16 protein-coding genes are annotated in these 19,154 nt (G+C 70.7%); 5 read left to right on the top strand and 11 right to left on the bottom strand.

Annotation, left to right across the window (positions count from 1 at the left end):
* Window positions 1-765 (bottom strand): FHA domain-containing protein (locus tag D7X99_RS38230; protein ID WP_121782064.1); only part of this gene is annotated, 765 nt, incomplete at its 3' end.
* Window positions 766-792: 27 nt separating this feature from the next.
* A complete protein-coding gene (locus D7X99_RS38225) occupies window positions 793-1,851 on the bottom strand; it encodes a lipopolysaccharide assembly protein LapB (protein WP_169828269.1) in 1,059 nt (352 codons plus the stop codon).
* Window positions 1,852-1,954: 103 nt separating this feature from the next.
* Here D7X99_RS38225 and D7X99_RS38220 point away from each other — a divergent pair, with 103 nt between their 5' ends.
* On the top strand, window positions 1,955-2,473 hold the full coding sequence (locus D7X99_RS38220) for a hypothetical protein (protein ID WP_120581588.1): 519 nt from the start codon (window positions 1,955-1,957) through the stop codon (window positions 2,471-2,473).
* On the opposite strand, the gene D7X99_RS38215 is transcribed toward D7X99_RS38220, so the two are convergent.
* Window positions 2,415-3,263 carry an RDD family protein gene (locus D7X99_RS38215; RefSeq protein ID WP_121782066.1) on the bottom strand — a complete coding sequence of 283 codons (849 nt, stop codon included), beginning with the start codon at window positions 3,261-3,263 and terminating at the stop codon, window positions 2,415-2,417. The two genes, D7X99_RS38220 and D7X99_RS38215, sit on opposite strands and share 59 nt — an antisense overlap.
* Window positions 3,264-3,475: 212 nt before the next feature.
* Between D7X99_RS38215 and D7X99_RS38210 the strand changes: the two genes are divergently transcribed.
* Entirely contained in the window at window positions 3,476-6,580 is a 3,105-nt protein-coding gene (locus tag D7X99_RS38210) for a cyclic nucleotide-binding domain-containing protein (protein ID WP_121782063.1), read from the top strand.
* A gap of 1 nt (window position 6,581) precedes the next feature.
* Here the strand turns inward: D7X99_RS38210 and D7X99_RS38205 are convergent, their stop codons facing one another.
* Window positions 6,582-8,093: a hypothetical protein gene (locus D7X99_RS38205; protein WP_147476387.1), complete on the bottom strand. Its 1,512-nt coding sequence runs from the start codon at window positions 8,091-8,093 to the stop codon at window positions 6,582-6,584.
* Window positions 8,094-8,144: 51 nt separating this feature from the next.
* On the opposite strand from D7X99_RS38205, the gene D7X99_RS38200 reads away from it, so the two are divergent.
* The 3 genes from D7X99_RS38200 to D7X99_RS38190 all read left to right on the top strand — a co-directional run bounded on the left by D7X99_RS38200 (window position 8,145) and on the right by D7X99_RS38190 (window position 11,270).
* Complete coding sequence (locus D7X99_RS38200) at window positions 8,145-9,716, top strand: bifunctional UDP-sugar hydrolase/5'-nucleotidase (RefSeq protein ID WP_121782061.1); 1,572 nt, start codon at window positions 8,145-8,147, stop codon at window positions 9,714-9,716.
* A gap of 100 nt (window positions 9,717-9,816) precedes the next feature.
* Complete coding sequence (locus D7X99_RS38195; protein WP_121782060.1) at window positions 9,817-10,830, top strand: stage II sporulation protein M; 1,014 nt, start codon at window positions 9,817-9,819, stop codon at window positions 10,828-10,830.
* Entirely contained in the window at window positions 10,827-11,270 is a 444-nt protein-coding gene (locus D7X99_RS38190; RefSeq protein ID WP_121782059.1) for an inorganic diphosphatase, read from the top strand. Before D7X99_RS38195 ends, D7X99_RS38190 begins: the two co-directional genes overlap by 4 nt.
* Here the strand turns inward: D7X99_RS38190 and D7X99_RS38185 are convergent.
* The 7 genes from D7X99_RS38185 to rho all read right to left on the bottom strand — a co-directional run.
* Window positions 11,267-11,791 (bottom strand): GNAT family N-acetyltransferase, encoded by a 525-nt coding sequence (locus D7X99_RS38185; RefSeq protein WP_121782058.1) that lies wholly within the window; start codon window positions 11,789-11,791, stop codon window positions 11,267-11,269. The genes D7X99_RS38190 and D7X99_RS38185 overlap by 4 nt on opposite strands.
* A gap of 9 nt (window positions 11,792-11,800) precedes the next feature.
* Window positions 11,801-13,108, bottom strand: coding sequence for a DUF58 domain-containing protein (locus D7X99_RS38180; RefSeq protein WP_121782057.1), 1,308 nt, complete (start codon window positions 13,106-13,108; stop codon window positions 11,801-11,803).
* Window positions 13,105-14,106 carry a MoxR family ATPase gene (locus D7X99_RS38175; RefSeq protein WP_121782056.1) on the bottom strand — a complete coding sequence of 334 codons (1,002 nt, stop codon included), beginning with the start codon at window positions 14,104-14,106 and terminating at the stop codon, window positions 13,105-13,107. Before D7X99_RS38175 ends, D7X99_RS38180 begins: the two co-directional genes overlap by 4 nt.
* Window positions 14,103-15,380, bottom strand: a complete 1,278-nt coding sequence (locus D7X99_RS38170) for a DUF4350 domain-containing protein (protein ID WP_121782055.1) — start codon at window positions 15,378-15,380, stop codon at window positions 14,103-14,105. The genes D7X99_RS38175 and D7X99_RS38170 overlap by 4 nt, the downstream gene beginning before the upstream one ends.
* The gene (locus D7X99_RS38165; RefSeq protein WP_121782054.1) at window positions 15,373-17,265 is read right to left on the bottom strand and encodes a DUF4129 domain-containing protein; all 1,893 of its coding nucleotides are present in this window, start codon (window positions 17,263-17,265) and stop codon (window positions 15,373-15,375) included. The genes D7X99_RS38170 and D7X99_RS38165 overlap by 8 nt, the downstream gene beginning before the upstream one ends.
* Before the next feature lie 4 nt (window positions 17,266-17,269).
* Complete coding sequence (locus D7X99_RS38160) at window positions 17,270-17,536, bottom strand: hypothetical protein (protein WP_120600129.1); 267 nt, start codon at window positions 17,534-17,536, stop codon at window positions 17,270-17,272.
* Between the two features lie 59 nt (window positions 17,537-17,595).
* Window positions 17,596-19,154: transcription termination factor Rho (gene rho, locus D7X99_RS38155; protein ID WP_121782065.1), on the bottom strand; the 1,559-nt coding region annotated here is incomplete at its 5' end.

Genomic DNA, 19,154 nt, shown 5'->3' with positions numbered 1-19,154 from the left:
CGGCGGGGACGGGGCCGGCGCGCTGACGGGGCTCTCCGCGGCGAGGCTCACGGCGGGCTCGTCAGGAGGCTCGGCGGGGTCCACGTAGACGAAGCGGGTGGCGCCAATCTCCAGCTCGTCGCCGTCCTTGAGCGCCTTGCGGTTTACCCGCTTCTTGTTGACCTTGATTCCGTTGCGGCTGCCCAGGTCCTCTACGTGCGTGCCGGACCAGTCGCGGCGCACCTTGGCGTGTTTGCGGGAGACGAGGTCGTCCTTGAGGATGACGTCGGCTTCCTTCTCGTCGCGGCCGAAGACGTGCTCGTGGGCCTCGGAGATTTCAATGCGCTGGCCCTCGCGCGGGCCGTTCATGTAGCGCAGGAAGCGCTCCTCGCCGCCGGCGAGGCCGCGCATCGCGTCCTTCAAGATGCCGCGCGCGAGGAAGGACGTCTTGTCGCTGACGTCCGGGGCGATCTCCACGACCTTGTCGAAGCGGACGTCGTACTGCGCGATGGCGATGACGTCGCCGTTGCGCAGCAGTTCCTTCTCCCCCTTGGGGAGCGCCTTGCCGTTGATCTTCGTACCGTACGCGCTGCCCAGGTCCTCCAGGAAGTAGAGGGTGCCCTCCTGGATGATGCGCGCGTGGTTGCGCGACACCGCCTGCTGCGGGAGCACCACCTGGCAGGTCTTGTCCCGCCCCAGGGTGATGACGGAGTCGTCGAGGACGACCTCTTGGCCCGAGGCGCCTCCGGCCTCGCTGCGCTGTGTGACGGTCAGACGGACGCTCATCGCGTGTGTCGCTACCCCAAGGGACGGCTAGAACGAGTCGTTGGCGAGGAATCTCTCACACGTCGTGTACTCGGTGGGGAATTCCTCGGAGGTTCCAAACTTCATGAAGTTCTTGCACGCCGTCTGAGCGTGGGTCTGCTTGTGGGCCTCGGAGAAGATCTGGAAGAGGCCGAAGTGGCAGGGCGCGAACTTGGCATCCAGCTTCACGCACTTGCGGTAGGCGCTCTCCTCCTCCGCGAGGAGGCCCTTCTCACGGTACTGCCGCGCGAGCAGGTACATGGCCGGGGCGCTGTTCTCCGCCGTCTGGGTGTCCTTCAGCTCCTTGAGGGCGGAGTCGGTGAGGGCCACCTTGCGCTGGGCGACGGCGAGGCTGTTGAGGCAGCTGGAGTTCTTCTCATCCAGGCGGGCACAGTTGCCAAAGGCCTCGCGGGCCTCCGCGAAGCGGCTCTGCTCCATCAGCACCGTGCCCAGGTCGTGCCACACCTCCGAGGAGTCCGGGGTGAGCTGGGCGGCCTGGGAGATGTGCTCGAAGGCCGTCTCCAGGTCCTTGTCCTCGTAGGCCATGATGCCGAGGTTGTGGTGGGCGTTGGCCACGTTGGGGTTGACCGCGAGCAGCGTGTCGAACTCCTTCTTGGACTCCTTCTTCTTGCCCATCTTCATGTAGGTGAGGCCCAGGTCGTAGCGCGACTCCAGGTTGTCCGGGTTCACCTGCAGGGCGCGCTTGAAGTTGTCGTGGGCCTTTCCGTAGGCGCCTTCATCCAGGTAGAGGACGCCCAGGTTCTGGTAGGCCTGCAGGTGCTCCTGGTTGAAGCGCAGGGCCTTGATGAAGAACTCCTTCGCCTTGCCCTTGTTGCCCGAGTACATGGCGATGAGGCCCTTGTTGGCCCACAGGTCCGCGTACTGGGGGGAGAACTCCAGGCCCAGGTTGCAGTAGGTCTCCGCCTTCTGCAGGTCCCCGTTGGCCATCTCCTGCGCGCAAAGCTCATTGTTGATGAGCGCCCGTTCGTGCGGGGGCGGCGTGCTGAGGCAGGCGGTGGTGGAGAGGGAAACGGCGGCGGTCAGCGTAAGGAAGAGGCGAAGACGCATGGCCGGCCGAGTGTAGGAGAGCGCCACCCCGTGAGGCAACGCCGGGCTTGTGCTGAATCAGCGCTGTTTTCCAGGGGTTAGGCCGGCTGTAGAGTGCCCCGCCATGCGTACCTACCTTTGTGCTTTCGGCTTGCTCGCTGCCCTGCTGGGCGCGGCTCCTGCTCACGCGCAGTTCTCCAACCGGAGTCTGGGCCTGTCGCTGGGCTACATGGACTTCAAGCGCACCGCGGGCCTCGCGGGGACGCCGTTCATCGGCCTGGAGGGCAGCCTCTACATCGAGAACGGCTTCGAGGTCGTCTCGCTGTCGAAGCTGATGTTCCCGACGGACACCTTCTCCACGCCGGAGAAGCGCGTGGTGGGCCTGGCGCCGTCGCTGGGCATCCGCTACCTGCTGCTGGAGGAGACCATCCGCCCGTACATCGGAACGGACGTGAGCTACCTCATCGTGTTCAAGGAGAGCATCAGCAACTTCGTGGGCATCGGGCCCAACGCGGGCGTGGACTTCTTCCTCAGCGACTCGGTGAGCCTGGGCGTGCGCGCGCAGTACAACTTCTACATCGCGCTCAACGAGGATACGCAGACGTCGCTGACGGGCTCCGTGGGCCTGGCGACGTACTTCTAGGTCCGGACGTGGGCCGCCCCGGGCGAGCCGCCGGGGCGGGCAGCAGGGCGGCGGCGACGAGCAGCGTCCACTTCTCGTCCGAGAGGTGGGCGGGCTTCTCCATGGCGAGCGAGTCCTGGAGCCGTGCGCCCAGCGCGGAGAACAGCGTGAGCCGGGCCTCCAGCCGCAGCTCCTCGCGGCGCAGGGCCGCGGACAGCACCAGCTCCCGCTCCTCGGTGGACAGCCGCTTCACGCGCGAGACGAACAGCGGATCCGCCAGCAGGCCCTCCTCGCCGCGCGTCTCCAGTGCGGAGGGCATCTTGAGGCGCCGCTCGCGCACGACGATGGTGCCGGCCAGCAGGTCCCCCAGCCGCTGGTGCGAACGCGACACGAGCGCGACCGAGCCGCCCACGAGGTAGAGCAGCGGCAGCCGGTCCACCACGCGCGCCAGGTTGCGCAGGGCCGCGTGGTAGAAGCCGATGCGCACGCCGCTCTCCTGGATGACCCGGAGGGACATCACGCGCTTGCCCACCGTCTGGCCGGCCCACACGGTCTCCAGCGTGATGCCGTAGCCCCAGTCCACCAGGAAGTAGACGACGATGCCCAGCGCGCTGGCGAACCCCGGGAACGCGGCCATGGCCACCTGGAACAGCAGCAGCACCACCGTCGCGACGAAGCCGACGATGAGCGCGTCCATCAGCCACGCGAGGAAGCGCGAGTACACCCCCGCCAGCGTGAAGCGGAACTCCACGTACTCCGGGGTCAGCACCGTGTGGGTGCCGTCGAGCAGGGTGTCAGGGGTGGGCGTCACGGCGCCGGAGTGTACGCCACGCGGCCCGCGCTCCGTGGGGCTCACAGGAGTGTCCTTCCGTGGGGGCCGCAAGGACTCCCAGTCCGGACTCCGGCTCCGATGCCGGGCAGGCGGGCGGCCGACTCCGACGGGAGGGTGGATGCTCGCCGGACCCGAAGAGTGTTATTCGTGAATAGCGGGCTCCACGTTATCCTGTCCGCATTCCCGCGCCCGTGGCCCCTTCTGAACCTTCATCCTGGAACCGCCGCGTCCTGCCGGCGGGTGCGTTCCAGTTCGCGCTCATCGCGGGAGTGACGCAGCTCAAGACGTCCGCGAACGCGCTGGTGTTGTCGCGCTTCGAGTCCCAGGCGCTGCCGTACCTCTACCTCCTGGGTGCGTTGATGACGGCGTCGCTGACGCTGCTGCCTCGCGCCCGGCCGGACGCGCCCACGGAGTCCCCGGGCATCCTCACCGGGGTGGGCGGGGTGCTGGCCTTGGGGCTGGCGGCGGCGCTGTCCGCGGGGCAGCGCATGCCGGCGCTGGCGCTGTACCTGTTCGCGGACTGCTTCAGCACGTTCGTGTCGTTCCGCTTCTGGGGCCGCATGGCGTCCGCGTTCGACGCGCGCGAGGCACGCCGGGCCTTCACCGTGCTCAATGGCTTTGGCATGGGCGGCGGCATCGCGGGCGGCCTGCTGGTGCAGGCGCTGGCGGTGCGGCTGGGCACACCCGCGGTGGTGGTGAGCGGCGCGGTGAGCCTGCTGGCCGCGGGCGCCATCTTCCACCACCTGCACAAGGCGGAGCCGGCGCCGCCTCCGCGCACGCGCTCGTTGCAGGCGTGGTTCCCGGCGTGGAGCTACCTGGGGGCGAGCCCCTACGCGCAGGTGCTGGCGGCGCTTGGCATCGCGTTCGCGGTGCTGTCGTCCTTCGTGGACTACCTCTTCCGCCTGCGCGTGGAGGGCACGCTGAGCGAGGACGGGCTGGCGGCGCTGTTCGGCTCGCTGCAGCTGTGGATTGGCCTGTTCTGCGTGGCGTTCCAGTTGCTCGTGGCGGAGCGGCTGCTCAAGCGCATGGGCCTGCTCATGTACCTGGCGCTGGTGCCGCTGGTGCTCGCGCCGCTGGCGGGTGCCACGCTGGCCACCGGGCAGCTGTGGCCGGTGCACCTGCTGCGGCTGGTGGAGACGGCGGTGAGCTACTCCATCCTTCCCGTGGGCATCCAGCTGCTCTACGCGGCGGTGCCGGACGAGCAGCGCGAGGGACTGCGCAGCGCGGTGGACGGGCTGTTGCGCAAGGGCGGCGTGGTGCTGGCGGGCCTGCTGCTCATCGGCGCGGGCCGGGGCGCCAACGGCATCACCATGGCCGTGGCGGTGGTGGCGCTGTGCGCCGCGCTGGGCCTCCTGCTGGTGCGCCTCAAGCCCGCGTACCTCACGGCGCTGGGCGAGCAGGTGGGCGCGCACGAAGAGGAAGAGGTGGAGCTGGGCGGCGAGGCGCAGAAGCTGCTCGTGGAGGCGCTGGGCGCTCCCACGCCGGAGCGGGTGCTGCGCGCGGTGGACATGCTGGAGCAGGCGGAGGCCGCGCCCTTGCGGCAGCACCTGGCCTCGCTCCTCTCCCATCCCCACGAGCGCGTGCAGGAGCGCGGCGTGACGCTGGCCCTGTCCATGGATGCCCGGGAACTTGCGCCCATGCTGGAGCGGCTGGTGGAGGAGGGCCCCCGGCGCCCCCGCGACCAGGCCGTGTGGGCCCTGGCGCGGCTGTCCCCGGAGCGCGCGGAGCGGCTGCTGCCGCCGCTGCTCACCAGCTCCGACGTGGGGCTGCGCTGCGCGGCCATTGGCGCGCTGATGCGCACGCAGGGCAACTCCGCGGCGCTGGAGTCCCTGCGTGAGCTGCTGGCGAAGGGCGACCACGCACCCGTGGCCGAGCGGCGCGAGGTGGCGCGGCTGTTGGGCCGGCTGAAGGACCCTCGGTTCGCGGGGCCGCTGTCGCTCTACCTGGAGGACATGGACATCTCCGTGCGGCGCGTGGCGCTGATGGCGGTGGGCGAGGGCGGCTACGTGGAGCTGGCGCCGCGCCTCTTGCCGTTCCTCGGCTGGCGCGAGGAGCGTCCGGCCGCGCGTGAGTCGCTGGTGCAGTTGGGCGACGCGGTGACGCCGCTGCTGGAGCTGCAGCTCAACAACAAGGCCGCGCCGTTGGCCATGCGGATGCAATTGCCCCGCGTGCTGCGCGGCATCGGCTCGTCCGCGGCGCTCAACGCGCTCCTGTTCTCCAACGTGCGTGACGACGCGGCGCTGCACTTCCGCATCGGCGCGCAGCTGTCGCGCCTGCGTGAGGAGCAGCCGGACCACCCGGTGGACGTGGACCGCATCCACGAGGCGCTGGGCCGCCGCCGCGACACATATCGCCAACTGGTGGGGGCCTTCCGCGACGTGCAGGCGGCGCTGGGTCCCCAGTCGCTGCTCACCCGCGCGGTGGGCGACCGGTTGGATCAGGCGCTGGAGCTTTCGTTCTTCCTCTTGGGCCTCCTGCACCCGCCGCAGGCCATGCGCCGCATCCACCAGCACCTGGTGGGCAACGATTCGCGCCGTCGCGCCTATGCGTTGGAGCTGCTGGAGAACCTGGTGGCGCAGGAGGAGCGCGAGCTGGTGATGGAGCAGGTGGAGGCCCACCACCGCGAGTTGCCGCCTGGAGCGCCAGGCCGTCTGTGGCGGCGGCTGGCGGGGCTCGTGCAGAGTGAGGACCTGGTGCTGCGCGCGTGCGCCCGCCACGTGGCGCGGGTGAATGGCCTGGACGTGCTCCCGCAGGAGGGTGACATGAGCGATACCATCGTCCAACGGATGTTCGCCCTGGAGGGCGTGAGCGTCTTCTCGCAGAGCGACGTGGACGACATCGCCGCCATCGCGGAGGTGGCGCGCGAGGCCTCCTACAAGACGGGCCAGCGGCTCTACAGCCAGGGCGACCCGGGCGACGCGCTCTACGTCATCGTCGAGGGCGCGGTGGACGCGTTCCGCAACGGCGAGCACGTGCTGCGCTTCCAGGCGAAGGAGGCCATTGGCGAGGTGAGCCTGCTGGACGGCGCGCCCCGGCCCACGGACATGGTGGCCGCGGTGGACTCGCGCGTGCTTGTCATCGACCGGCGCGACTTCCTGGACCTGCTCGCGGACCGGCCGGAGCTGCTCACGGGCTTCTTCCGCTCCGTGAGCCAGCAGCTCCAGAGCGTCATCGACCTGCCCGCGCGTCGTGAGGAGGGCCAGCGGCTGGAGCTGGGCGCCCCCCAGCAGCCCCACTCGCCGCTGGAGGGCATTGGCGGCCTGCCGCCCGAAGGCAACGCGCCTTCCGACGTGTGAGTCAGTCCTCCGCGCCGTGCGCGGGCGGGGCTTCACCGCTCTTGAGCGCGGGCGGCTGCATGGGGTCCAGGCCGATGAGGTGCGCCGAGGCCACCGGGATGAACGGCCGCGTGAAGCAGCGGAACGGCGGGATGCTGCCCACGAACCGCGTGAGCGCGAGCCCCGCGAAGACCCACGGCTGACGCTCCACGACGGCGATGGGCGCTGCGACGCCTTCCGAGCGGCGGGCCAGGCGCGCCGCGTAGCTGCGCAGGGGCCCCACGTGCAGGGCGGGCAGCGCGCTCCAGACGCGCACGAACCAGGGGGGACGCGTGACGGGCGCCATCCACGCGCGGTCGCTCTTGGCGGCGGTGAAGACGAGCAGCCACCAGAAGCCCCAGACGCTGCTGAGAATGGTGAACGATTTCGGGAACCAGCACAGCGGGATGCAGAGCAGGAGGATGGCGGGAATCCCCACCAGGAACAGCATGAAGGCCCGCCAGCGGCGCTGGAACTTCGCGCGCAGCCAGGGGACGTTGAGGCGCACGCGCGGGGAGATTTCGGGGTCCTCGGGAGGCACACCGGTGGCGAGGCTGGCCTCGCGCGAGAGGACCGTGTGGTAGTCGCGTGACAGGGCGACGACGATCCACTGCACCGCGCTCAGCGAGCCGAAGAAGAGCGCCCAGAACTCCCAGCTGCCCAGGAAGAAGATGCCGTTGCGTACCTTGGGCGCGTCGACGTTGAACCCCTTCTTCGGGTGTTCCTTCTGGATGCGCGGGCCCTTCGCGTTCGCCTCCGGGACGTCCCGCAGGGCCTCCTCCACCTCCGCTCGGACGATGGCGGAGATCTGGTCGCCCAGGGAGTCCTCCGCGTCCCCGGTGTCGCTCGCGGTCTCGTCGGCGTTCCGCGCGGATCCGGTTTGCGGCTCGGCCGCTGCGTGTTCCTCCTTTGCCTCCTCGACGGCAGTGGCGGCCTCATCCGCTGCGTCCTCGGCGGTGGTGGCGGCTTCTTCCGGAGGAAGGTCGCCGGTCTTGCCCGCGTTGACGGCCTCTTCGACGAGCGCGGTGAGCGCCTTCTTCATGGCGGCCGGATCACCCTTCGCGGCCTCCAGCTCCTTCGCCCGCTGTTCGATACGGGCCTGTGCTTGCTCACGCGCGGCCCGGGCCTCGGGCGTCTCCTTCCGCCGCTCCTGCTTCTTCGCTTCCTGTTCGCCGTCGAACGCGTTGAACGCCCACCCCGCGGCGATGGCCAACAGGAACGCCGTCTGGAGCGCGGTCACCTTCACGTAGGTGGCGCGGACCGCGGGGCTCGCGAGCGTGACGCGGGCGATGTGGAAGGGCAGGGCCACCCCGTAGAAGAACTGGCGGATGCGGCCCTTGGGCAGCTGGCCCTTCGTGGACTGGAAGTGCTCGGCGCCACCCCGGACCTCGCCCCACAGCTCCGAGGCGAAGTTCCGGCCCTGGAAGCTCCCTTTTCCGCTGGGAGTCCCGCCGTCCTTCTCCTCCTGTAAAGGCTTGAAATCCTTGCCTTTCATGCCCGTCATTGCCTCACGCTACCACGCCGGGGATGTGCTAAAGGCCCGGCCGTGAACCCGAACCTTCTCTCGCTGCGTCCCTTCCGTCGTCCTTCCCGCCAGCTCACGCTGTCGTCCGGCGCGCTGGTCCTCGCCTTGGGAGCCCTCGCGGGTTGTGAGAAGACTCCCCCGCCGGCTCCGGCCACGCCGCCCCCGGCGGCCGAGCCCGCGAAGCCCGCCGTGCCCTCGGAGGTGACGGTGCTCGTCACCGGCAGCGCCCGTGGCCAGCTCCTGCCCGTTGATGGCAAGGGCGGCGCCGCGGAGCTGATGGGCCGCTGGGTGAATGATGAAAAGCACTGTGCCGGTCCGCTGAAGGACGGCCAGGCGACCTGTCCGGATGCCGGCACGCTCGCCCTGACGACGGGCGACCTGTGGACGGGCCCGGCCATCTCCTCCTTCTTCCTGGGTGCTCCGACGGCCGAGGTGATGGGGCACATGGGCTTTGCGGCCTCCGCTCTGGGCAACCACGAGCTGTCGTACGCCAAGGATTCCTTCCTGAAGAACCGCACGGCCGGGGGCTTCCCCTTCCTGGCCGCGAACCTGAAGGTGACGGACGCGACGCTGGCGAAGGACCTGTCCATGCCCGCGTTCCAGGTCTACGAGCGGCGGGGCCTGAAGATTGCGGTGGTGGGTCTCACCTCCCAGAAGACGGTGCGCACGGCGATGTCCGGCCGCGCCGAGGGCCTGGAGGTCACCCCCAACGAGGACGCGCTGAACACGGCCATCCCCGAGGCTCGCAAGGCGGGCGCGGACGTCGTCGTGGTGGTGGCGGACCAGTGCCCCACGGACCTGCAGCCGGTGCTGGCGAAGCACGCGGACTGGAAGGTGTCGCTGGTGGCCGGTGGCCGCTGCGGCACGGACGCCCCGGGCGTGAAGACCGAGGGCGACACCACGTACGCGTCGCTGGGTCGCGGCTTCGATTCGTACCTGCGCGCGCAGCTGAAGTTCGACCCGGCGAAGGCGGCGGGCCAGAAGCTGACCGGCGTGGACACGAAGGTCGTCGAGGTCGCGGGCGGCACGCCGGACGCGGAGACGGCGAAGCGCATCGCGGAGTGGCAGACGAAGGTGGACCAGGCGCTGGGCCGGAAGATCGGCTTCACCAAGACGGGCATCCCCCAGGACTCGCCGCTGATGGCGAAGTGGGTGGCGGGCGCGGTTCGCACCCAGCTCAAGACCGACGGGGCCATCCTCAACAAGGGCGGCATCCGCAATGGTCTGTCCAAGGGTGAGGTGACGCTGGGCAGCGTGTACTCGGCGATGCCGTTCGAGAACTCGCTGCTCACCGTGAAGCTCAAGGGCGAGGACCTGGCCAAGCAGCTGGCGAACCCGGACGCGCTCGTGGCCGGCTTCACCGCGGCGGGCAAGGGCAAGTTCAAGGACGCCCAGGGCAAGGCGCTGGATCCGAAGAAGGAGTACACGGTCGCCACGGTCGAGTACCTGTACTTCGGCGGTGACGGCTTCGACTTCGAGAAGCTGGACATGGACCCGGCGGAGACGGGCATGGCGTGGCAGACGCCCGTTGTCGAGTGGACGGAGGCCCAGGCCTCCACCGAGGCGAAGCCGCTGGAGAAGCTGGTCAAGTAGCGCTTCGCGGTCCTGAAGCACCGGGGCGCCGGAGTCCTCCCTCGAAACGGGGAGGGCGGCCGGCGCCTCGCCGTTTCCGGGGCTCGGTTAGAGTGGGCCCATGGAGATGGCGGAGTTCATCGAGACGCGGCGCCCGCGCTGGCAGCAACTGGAGTCGCTGCTGGACAAGTCCGAGGGCGAGGGGCTGCGCAAGCTGAGCCTGGACGAGGCCCGCTCGTTGGGGAAGCTGTACCGCGCCGTCTCCAGCGACCTGTTGTGGGTGCGCGCGCGCAGCGGCTCCGCGGACGTGAGTGCGTACCTCAACGACCTGGTGGGCCGCGCGTACGCGCTGACGTATCCGGGCCGCCGGCCCCGGTTCGCGGACGTGTGGGCCTTCGTGGCGCGCGGCTTCCCGGCGCTCCTGCACCACGAGTGGCGCATGTACGTGGCGTCGGTGCTGCTGTTCCTGGCGGGCGCGGGCTTCGGCTACGTGGGCATGGTGGTGGATCCAGACGCGGCGCACTACCTGGTGCCCGGGCAGCACATGAGCCTGGACCCCGTGAAGCGCGCCGCGGACGAGGCCGCGGGCAAGGGCATGACCGTGGAGGAGCAGGCCCAGTTCACGACGTTCCTCTTCACGCACAACATCCAGGTGGCCTTCCTGGCGTTCGCGCTGGGCGTCACGCTGGGGCTGGGCACGGCGGTGATGCTGTTCGTCAACGGCCTGTTCCTGGGCGCGCTCGCGCAGGTGTACGCGGCGAAGGGGATGGCGGGGTGGTTCTGGGCGTGGATCCTCCCGCACGGCATCCCGGAGATCTCGGCCATCTGCATCGCGGGCGCGGCGGGGCTCGTCATCGCGCGGGGCATGGTGGCGCCGGGTGGGTTGTCTCGCGGACAGGCGCTGCGCAAGGAGGCGGTGACCGCGGTGAAGATGTTGTTCGGCACGCTGGTGCTGTTCGTGCTCGCGGGCTTCATCGAAGGCACCGTGTCGCAGATTCATCCTCCGAAGCTGTCGGTGGCCTTCAAGGTTGGCTTCGCGCTCACGGTGGGGACGGGCGTCTACGCGTACCTGCTGTCGGACTGGATGCGCGGCCGGCGCGGAGATGTGCGTGCGACGGCGGAGCTGGCGGGATGAGTGGGCCGGACCTGTCCGTGCCTCCGCTGCCGCGTGAGCCGGAGGTGCTGATTGAGTGTCCGCGCTTCTCCATGGTGAAGCGGCGCGCGGATGGCTCGGTGGACTTCGTGTCGCCGCTGCCGTGTCCGTACAACTACGGCTCCATTCCGGGCCTGCTGTCGGATGACGGGGACCCGCTGGACGCGGTGGTGCTGGGGCCTCGGCTTTCGCAGGGGCAGCGGGTGCGCGTGCCGGTGGTGGCCGTGCTGGGCTTCATCGACGCGGGGAAGGGCGACCCGAAGGTGGTGTGCGGGACGCATCCGATGACGCCCTCGGAGCGCGTGGGCCTGGAGCGCTTCTTCCGCGTCTATGCCCTGTTCAAGCGGGGCCTGCACCGCGCGCGCGGCGACGTGCCCGATACGCGCTTCATGGGCTGGCTGCGCGAGGGGCCCGAGGCCTAGGCGAGGGACTTCGTCATCTTCAGGACCCGGTTCATCCGAAGGCCCTGCTCGATGGGGCCCACCCACTGCTCTGGTTGGAAGCCCACGCGCGTCCAGAAGCGGCGCCCGGCGTCGTTGTGCTCCACCACCGCCACTCGCAGCAGTCGGCCACCGTTCGCGCGCACGTAGTCCGCGTAGGCGCTCAGTACGGCCTCGCCCCGACCGTGGCCCCGGGCTTCCGGCGCGAGGAGCAGCAGGCCGATGTACCACTCACCCTGCGCCGGGAAGTCACGCAGCGCTTCGAGCATCCCCGCGAGGCCGCCCTGCGCGTCGCGAAGCGCGAAGAGGTGCCCCTGGCCGGGGGCGAGCGTGGGCGGCCGCTCGCGAGGGATGTTCCGGGCCTGATCCGGGAGCGCGGGGCGACCGTAGGCGATCTGGTGGTAGTCCTCGCAGCGATCGAGGAGCGGTTGCAGGACGTGCGTGTCGCTGTCGTCGATGGGCTCCGCCGTGAAGTCCGCTGTCTGGAATGCCGTCCGGGTCATGTGGCTCCCCTACAAGACGCCGCGCGCCTTGATGTCGAGATACCGATTCACCGCCGCGAGGCTCAGTTCATCCGGTGCGACGTCCAGCATCTGCACGCCGCCCTTGCTCACGCGCGCCTTGAGCACCTCGCGGTCCGTGAGCAGTTCCGATGCCACCGCGTGCTGGAACGCTTCCTCGGGTCCTGACGGCGGCGTGCGCAGCAGCTTCTGCAACGCCGTGTCCTTCACGGACAGGCACAGCGGGACGTGGCGGCGCGCCAGCCGGTGCAGCGGGGCCACCAGCGTTCCGGCCTGCTCCTCGTCGAGGAAGTCCGTGAAGACGCACAGCAGGCTGCGCCGGTTGAGGCGCACGTTCAGCTCCTTGAAGAGCGCCAGGTAGTCCACGTACGTGAGGCTGGGCGTCGCGGAGTAGAGCGTGTCCACCAGCTTGCGGTACTGGCCCCGGCCCGCCGCGGGCGGCAGGTAGGCCTTCACTCCGTCCGCGAAGAGGGCCAGGCCCACTCGGTCCCCGTTGCGGATGGCCACGAAGGCGAGGAACAGCGCCGCGTTCACCGCGTGATCCAACTTGGTGAGGCCGTCCACCTGGGCCGCCATGGAGCGCCCCGCGTCCACGCAGATGATCAACGCCTGCGAGCGCTCTGACTCCAGCACCCGCGTCACCGGCTTGCCCCGACGCGCGGTGGCCTTCCAGTCCACGTCGCGCACGCTGTCTCCCTGGGCGTAGTCGCGCAGGCGCGCGAACTCGCTGCCCTGGCCGTCACGCCGCAGCTGCCGCAGACCCAGGTTCACCAGGTCCAACGCCGCGCCGGACAGCAGCAGCCTGCGGGCTCCTCGCAGGTCCGGGTACACCGACACCGAGCGCTCCGCCGGGAAGGTGCGCTCGTGCGAGACGAGCCCCAGCGGACCCCGCACGCGCACGTGCACGGCGCCGAAGCTGAACTTGCCGCGCTTCGCGGGCGTGGCCCGGTACACCCACTGCGTCTGGCTGTCCGGCGTGAGGCGCAGCGTCGCCTCTGAGGGCTCCACGGTGAACGACGGCGGCGCGTCGTCCTTCACGCGCACCTCCACCGTGCCTCCGCCCCGGTGCACCAGGCGCAGCTCGACGCGATTGGCCACGCCCACATTGAGGCGCTCCGGCAGCAGGCGCTCCACCTCCAGCCGCACGCGGCGGGCCTGGAGGAAGTCGAGCGCGGCCAGCGCCACGGCCAGCGCGTCCAGCGCCAGCACCGCGCCGCCCAGGCCCGGGAAGAAGCCCGCCAGCGCCATGGGCAGCGCTAGCAGGGCAAGCAGCCCCCACAGGCGCTCGGAGGGAATCACCGGGGGACCTCGACGCCCTGGACCACCTCGCGCAGCACGTCCGCGGGCGTGGCCCCGTCCAGCTCCGCGTCCGGCGACAGGAGCAGCCGGTGCCGCAGCACCGGGCCCACCAGGAAGCGCACGTCGTCCGGCGTGACGAAGTCGCGGCCTCGCAGCACCGCCAGCGCCTTCGACGCGAGCAGCAGGTGCACGCCCGCGCGCGGCCCCGCTCCCAGACGGATGTTGGGCGAGCTCCGCGTCGCCGCCACCACCTTGCGGATGTACCCGAGGACCGGCGGCTCCACGTTCACCGTGCTGAGCGCCGCGCGCGCCTGGAGCAGGTCGTCCTTCGTCACCGCCGCGTTCACGCCCGCGCGCGCCAGGTCGCCCGCGTCGAAGCCCCGGTGCACGGACTCGAGGATGGCGTCCTCCTCCTCCGGCGCGGGGTAGCCCACGTCGATCTTCAGGAGGAAGCGGTCCAGCTGCGCCTCGGGGAGCGGGTACGTGCCCTCGGACTCCACCGGGTTCTGCGTGGCGAACACCGTGAACATGGGCGACAGCTGGAGGTTCTTGCCCTCCAGCGACACGGCGCGCTCCTGCATGGCCTCCAGCAGCGCGGACTGCGTCTTCGCGGGAGCGCGGTTGATCTCGTCCGCCAGCAGCAGGTCCGTGAAGATGGGGCCTCGCGCGAGCACGAAGGCCTGGGACTTCAGGTCGAAGACGCTGGTGCCCAGGATGTCCGCGGGCATCAGGTCCGGTGTGAACTGGATGCGCTTGAAGTCCGCGCCCACGCTGCGCGACAGCGCCTTGGCCATCAGCGTCTTGGCCACGCCGGGCACGCCTTCCAGCAGGATGTGCCCGCCAGCGACGAGACCGCAGAGCATCAACTCCAGCGGTTCGTCCTGCCCGACCACGGCCTTGCGCACCTCCGCGAGGACACCCTCACGGATGGCGTTCGCGGCCTGCACGGCGTTGCCGGTGTCCGGGAAGGGAGGAGGGGAGAAGGGCGGGGCGTTCATGGGGTTCCGGGTCGGGGCCGGCCGGTGCCGGCGGGGTGGATGCGCTCGCGCAGTTGCGCGGCGGAAGTGGCGAGGGCCTGGATGTCGGCGTCCGTATGGACGGTCTCTGCCTTCTGGGTCACGTCGAGCAGCCCGTCCGCCAGGTCCTGGCGTCCGCGCGTGCGCAGCCCTTCCGCGACGGCGACCGCGGTGGAGTGCGAAGGCAGGCCCGCGAGCGGCGCCAGCTGCTGCGTGAGGCCGCGCGAGATGAGTCCCGCGGCGAAGCCGTGGTGCCGGCCCTCGCGATACAGGCGGCTCATGGCGAAGAGGGCGTCCGTGGCGCCCACTCGCATGGACTCCGGCGGAGGGAGCGGACGGCCGAAGCGCTTCAGCGCGCCCGCCCACAGCACGACGCCCAGGAGCAGCTGCGCGACGGCGAAGTGCAGGCCGTAGCGGCGCGCGAAGTCCACGAGCGAGCGCTCGTTGGTGAAGCCGTGGTGGAACTCGTCGAAGGCGAAGGGGCCGGGGCCCAGGGCCTCCAGCGCGCTCAGCCAGAACTGCGCGTTGTCCGCCCTCGCGAGCGCCGGGTTCATCGCGAGCTCCGGGGCGCCCACCACCAGCACCCGGCCCTTGCCCGCGTGAATCACCGCCGCCACGGGGAAGCCCAGGCGTTCATCTTCCAGCACCGTGACGGCGCCCTCCGGCAGCCGGAGGTAGGCCTGGACCTTCGCCTCCACGCGCTCCACGCCCAGCGTGTACGGCGTGGGCAGCGACGGCACCAGCGTGCGCATGGGCAGCGTCACGTCCGCCTTGTCCAGCTTCACGCCCAACTCGTCCAGGAGCGCGTTCTCCCGCGACCCCCAGGGCACGTACACGAGCGAGGCACCGGCGCGGACATGGGACAGCACGCGCTCCACCTCGTCGTCGTCCAACTGCTGCGCCCGCAGGGCATTGAAGCCCGTGTGCGGCGCTTCCTCGTCGTCCACGCCCGCGTCTGGATCCGAGGCGAGCCGCGTCTGATCCGGATCCTCCTCGTGCGAGTCCTGGACCTCCACGGCGAGCAGCACCAGCGCCTCATGACCGGTGAGCAGGCGCAGGTCCGCCATGTTGCGCGTCACCGGCAGGCCGCTCTCCTGCGCGAGCAGGTAGAGGGCACGCGCGCCGTCCGGTTCCGCGCGGAAGGTGGACAGCGGATCCGCGAAGCCGCCGCGCTGGGCGCCGCGCACCAGGAACGCCCCGAGCACGCCCGCGAGCAGCAGGCTTCCCAGCACGAGCAGCGGGAAACGGTCACGCACCGACGGCCTCCTGCGCGGCTGGCGCGGCGAGCAGCGGGGCGGTGATGGCGCGGAACTCGGTATAGCCGTCGGCGCTCACGGGCACGTTGCCGTACCACGCGAAGTCGAAGCGGCGCGTCAGCTCACGGAATGGGGCCTTCACCTCCGGGCGGCCCCGGAACGCGCGCAGGTAGTCCCAGTTGGACAGCGTCTCGTCGTAGTGGATGGCGCCGTCACGATGCAGGCGCGACAGGAGCGCGAGGTACAGATTGCGCACCGCCTCGCGGTACTCGCCCTTCGCGGCCAGCGCGTCGGCCAGGTGCGCCCAGCCCTCGGGCGGACGCGACAGCGCGTGGTCCGGGCTGCCCGCGAGCGCCGCGGCGTCCATGGTGCTCACCTCCAGCGCCGGGCCCGACTTCTCGCGCTTGCGCCGCAGCACGTTCACGACCACCACTCCCAGCACCGCCAGCGTCAGCGCGACCAGCATCACGACGAGGGCGTTCGCCGCCGCGCCTCCGCTCACGGGCAGGGCCGTGTCATGCGACTGGGGCCGCGGGTTGTTGCGCTTGAAGAAGTCCCTCAACCACTCGCCCAGCTTGTCGATGAAGCGGCGCCACCAGCTCGGCTCCGAAGGAGGGACCTCTTCCTCCTTGGGTTCGGCCGGGGCCTTCTCCGGGCGCTCCTGGAACTCCGGCCGCGCGAGGATGGCCCGCGCCCGGTCCGTGGCCGCACGGGCATCCGCGCGCGCCTGGGCCTCGGCCGTGGCCGTCACCTGCGCGAGCCCGTTCTCCAGCGCCACCGCCGCCGTCTCGCAGTCCTCGTCGTCGTAGGCCAGCTGCTCCAGGTGGCGCACGAAGCGCTCGAGCTTGACCGTCTCACGCGCGTTCAGCGCATCGAAGTCCTTGAGCGCCGTGCCCTCCACCTGTTCAGGCAGCTCGCACTCCGTCGCGACCTTCTCCAGCCGGGTGCGCAGCGCCTTGCGGTCCACGGGCGCGGTGGCCTCCGGCGCGGCCTCCACCGGCGCGGGGACCGCGAGCAGCAGGCCCGTGGCCAGCAGCAGCGCCGCGGCCACGCTCTTGGATGCCAGCACCCCGCGCTGCGTACTCCGCTCCGGGAGCTGTTGAACGGCGGCCAGCAGGTCCAGGCCTTCCTGCCGCACGCGTCCGTCCACCAGCAGCAACGTGGCGGTCGCCGCGCGCAGGGGCTCGAAGAGGGCGAACGTCGTCGCCGCGAGGAACACGAGCCACGGCGGGTTGTCCAACGACGCGAACCGCTCCGCGAACGTCAGGTCGATGCCCACGAGCTGCCGCCCGAGATACAGGAGGAAGTTGAGCCCCACGTGCAGGTTGAGGAACACCAGCACCTGCACGCCCATCAGCCAGCGCACCGCGGTGGCCGTCCCGCGAGACGGGCCCAACAGCTTCGAGCCTACCGCGTACAGCTTCAGCGGGCTGCCCCGGCCCTGCATCGTCGCCGCGTAGCCCACGCCCTGAGCGGAGAGGAGGAACAGCGCGATGCCCAGCGAGAACGTCAACGTCAGCACGTTGAAGAGCGCCAGGTACGCCACCGCGATGAACAGGCTGGGCAGCCTCTCCATCGCCGCGCGCAGGGATTGGCGCACGGACGGCTCCGCCTTCGCGCCCAGCAGCACCTCTTGAACGTAGTGGCACGCCGCGCCCTGGCCCACGCCCCGTAGGAACCACGCGAGCGTCACGTACAGCGCGGGCAGGGTAGGGGAGCGCCCATGATCCACGGCGTCCACCAGGTGCAGCAGCGCGGCCACCACCGCCGCGCCACCCGGCAGCGTGAGGGCCCACACGCCCGCGTCGCGCGCGCACAGGCGCAGCGCCGCGTCCATCAAGGCCACCGGACCCCGGGGGCGCAATTCCAATGCGGAGACGGCCATCGCGCTAGCCCACCGCGTGCGCCGCCAACAGGACGCCGCCCCACACCAGCACGACGCCCACGAGCGCCAGCACCACGTGCGCCACGCTCCACTCGCGCCGGGGCGGCGGCCCCTCCAGCGCCTTGCGGCGCTTCTCGAGGCAGCTGGCGCAGCGGTTGATGCCCTCGAACTGCGTGGTGCACTCGCGGCAGATGACGCGCCGGCACTCCACGCAGACGCCCAGGCCCGCGCGGTCCGGGTGGTAGTGGCAGCGGCCCGAGCCCTGAATCATGCGCTCACCTTACGCAATCCAGGGCTCGCCACACCACCCCCGCGCGGGCTTCCCGGGGACTACATCTCGTCGAAGAACTCGTCGTTGTAGGTGTACCGGCCCAGGCGTTTGACGAGCGCCTCCATGGCCTCCACCGGCTTCACGGAGAAGAGCATCTGCCGCAGCTTCTTCACCTTCTCGTATTCGCGCAGGGTGAAGAGCTTCTCCTCCTTGCGAGTGCCGGACTGGGGGATGTTGATGGCCGGGAAGATGCGCTTCTCCGCGAGCAGGCGGTCCAGGGTGACCTCGGAGTTACCCGTGCCCTTGAACTCCTCGAAAATCACCTCGTCCATGCGGCTGCCGGTGTCGATGAGCGCCGTGCCGATGATGGTGAGCGAGCCCGCCTCCTCCGTGGCGCGCGCGGCGCCGAAGATGCGCTTGGGGCGCTCCAGGGCGCGGCTGTCCACGCCGCCCGTCATGGTGCGGCCGGAGCTGTCCACTTCCTTGTTGTAGGCGCGCGCCAGGCGGGTGATGGAGTCCAGGAGGATGACCACGTCCTTGCCGGATTCCACCAGCCGGCGGGCGCGCTCCAGCGCGAGCTCCGCGACCTTGAGGTGGTCTCCCGTGGGCCGGTCGGAGCTGGAGGCGATGACCTCCGCCTTGATGCTCCGGCGCATGTCCGTCACTTCTTCCGGGCGCTCGTCGATGAGCACCACCATGACGTGGCACTCCGGGTGGTTCTGGATGACGGCCTGGGCGATGCGCTGGAGCATGATCGTCTTGCCCGTCTTGGGCGGGGCGACGATGAGCGCGCGCTGACCCTTGCCGATGGGCGCGATGAGGTCCAACACGCGCGTGACCATCTCCTTGTGGCCGTTCTCCAGCTTCAGCCGCTCGGTAGGGTCCACGGAGGTGAGGTCCGCGAAGTGCGGCAGCCGGGGCGCGCCCTCCAGCGGGCGGCCGTCCACCGTGTCCACCTTCTGGATGACGCCCTTGTGGCCGCGCATCTGCGCGAACGCGGTGAGGTACTGGCCCTGCCGCAGGCGCAGCTTCTGCACCAGGTTCTTCGGCATCTCCGGGTCGTCCGGCGACGCCAGCAGGCTGCGCTTCACCTGACGCAGGAACGCGTTGGGGCCCTTGGCCTCCGTGTCCAGCACGCCCTCCACGGGCGTCAGGTTCTGCTGCGGCGCGCCCTGGGCGTGTCCGCCGCCGCGCTGCTGCTGTTGATGGCGCGGGTGCTCGTGCCGCTGCGGCGGTGGCTGCGGCTGCTGGCCGCCGTCCTGCGGCCGGTTCTCCTGGCCCTGCGGCTGGCCGCCGCCCTGGGGCTGCTGCTGTTGCTGCGCCTGGCGCTGGCGGTACTGCTCCAGCTCCTGCGGCGTCAGGAAGACCTGCACCTGCTGGCCGTCCGGGCCCGCCTGCATGCGGTAGGCCTGGCCCTCCGGGGTGAGGTGCACCTGCGCGCCACGACGGCGGCGGCGGCGACGGCGGCGGCGGCCGCCCTGGCCAGCGGCTCCGGGGGCGCCGTTCTGGCCAGCGCCACCCGCGGAGGCCTCACCGTCGTCGGGGCCCTCGTCGCCCTCGTCGTCACCGCCGTCATCGTCCGCCTCGGGGGGCGGGGGAGGACGGGCGGCCGCGGGTG

The organism is Corallococcus sp. AB032C (assembly GCF_003668935.1).
Taxonomy (GTDB): Bacteria; Myxococcota; Myxococcia; order Myxococcales; family Myxococcaceae; genus Corallococcus; species Corallococcus exiguus.
Note: the sequence above shows the minus strand (reverse complement) of the source record. Positions and strands in the feature narration are given on the sequence as shown.

Coding starts and splice junctions, on each gene's coding strand:
- D7X99_RS38160 (WP_120600129.1), bottom strand. CDS start 17,536: ATGATTCAGGGCTCGGGCCGCTGCCACTACCACCCGGACCGCGCGGGC.
- D7X99_RS38190 (WP_121782059.1), top strand. CDS start 10,827: ATGAGTGGGCCGGACCTGTCCGTGCCTCCGCTGCCGCGTGAGCCGGAG.
- D7X99_RS38165 (WP_121782054.1), bottom strand. CDS start 17,265: ATGGCCGTCTCCGCATTGGAATTGCGCCCCCGGGGTCCGGTGGCCTTG.
- D7X99_RS38225 (WP_169828269.1), bottom strand. CDS start 1,851: ATGCGTCTTCGCCTCTTCCTTACGCTGACCGCCGCCGTTTCCCTCTCC.
- D7X99_RS38175 (WP_121782056.1), bottom strand. CDS start 14,106: ATGAACGCCCCGCCCTTCTCCCCTCCTCCCTTCCCGGACACCGGCAAC.
- D7X99_RS38185 (WP_121782058.1), bottom strand. CDS start 11,791: ATGACCCGGACGGCATTCCAGACAGCGGACTTCACGGCGGAGCCCATC.
- D7X99_RS38195 (WP_121782060.1), top strand. CDS start 9,817: ATGGAGATGGCGGAGTTCATCGAGACGCGGCGCCCGCGCTGGCAGCAA.
- D7X99_RS38205 (WP_147476387.1), bottom strand. CDS start 8,093: ATGAAAGGCAAGGATTTCAAGCCTTTACAGGAGGAGAAGGACGGCGGG.
- D7X99_RS38220 (WP_120581588.1), top strand. CDS start 1,955: ATGCGTACCTACCTTTGTGCTTTCGGCTTGCTCGCTGCCCTGCTGGGC.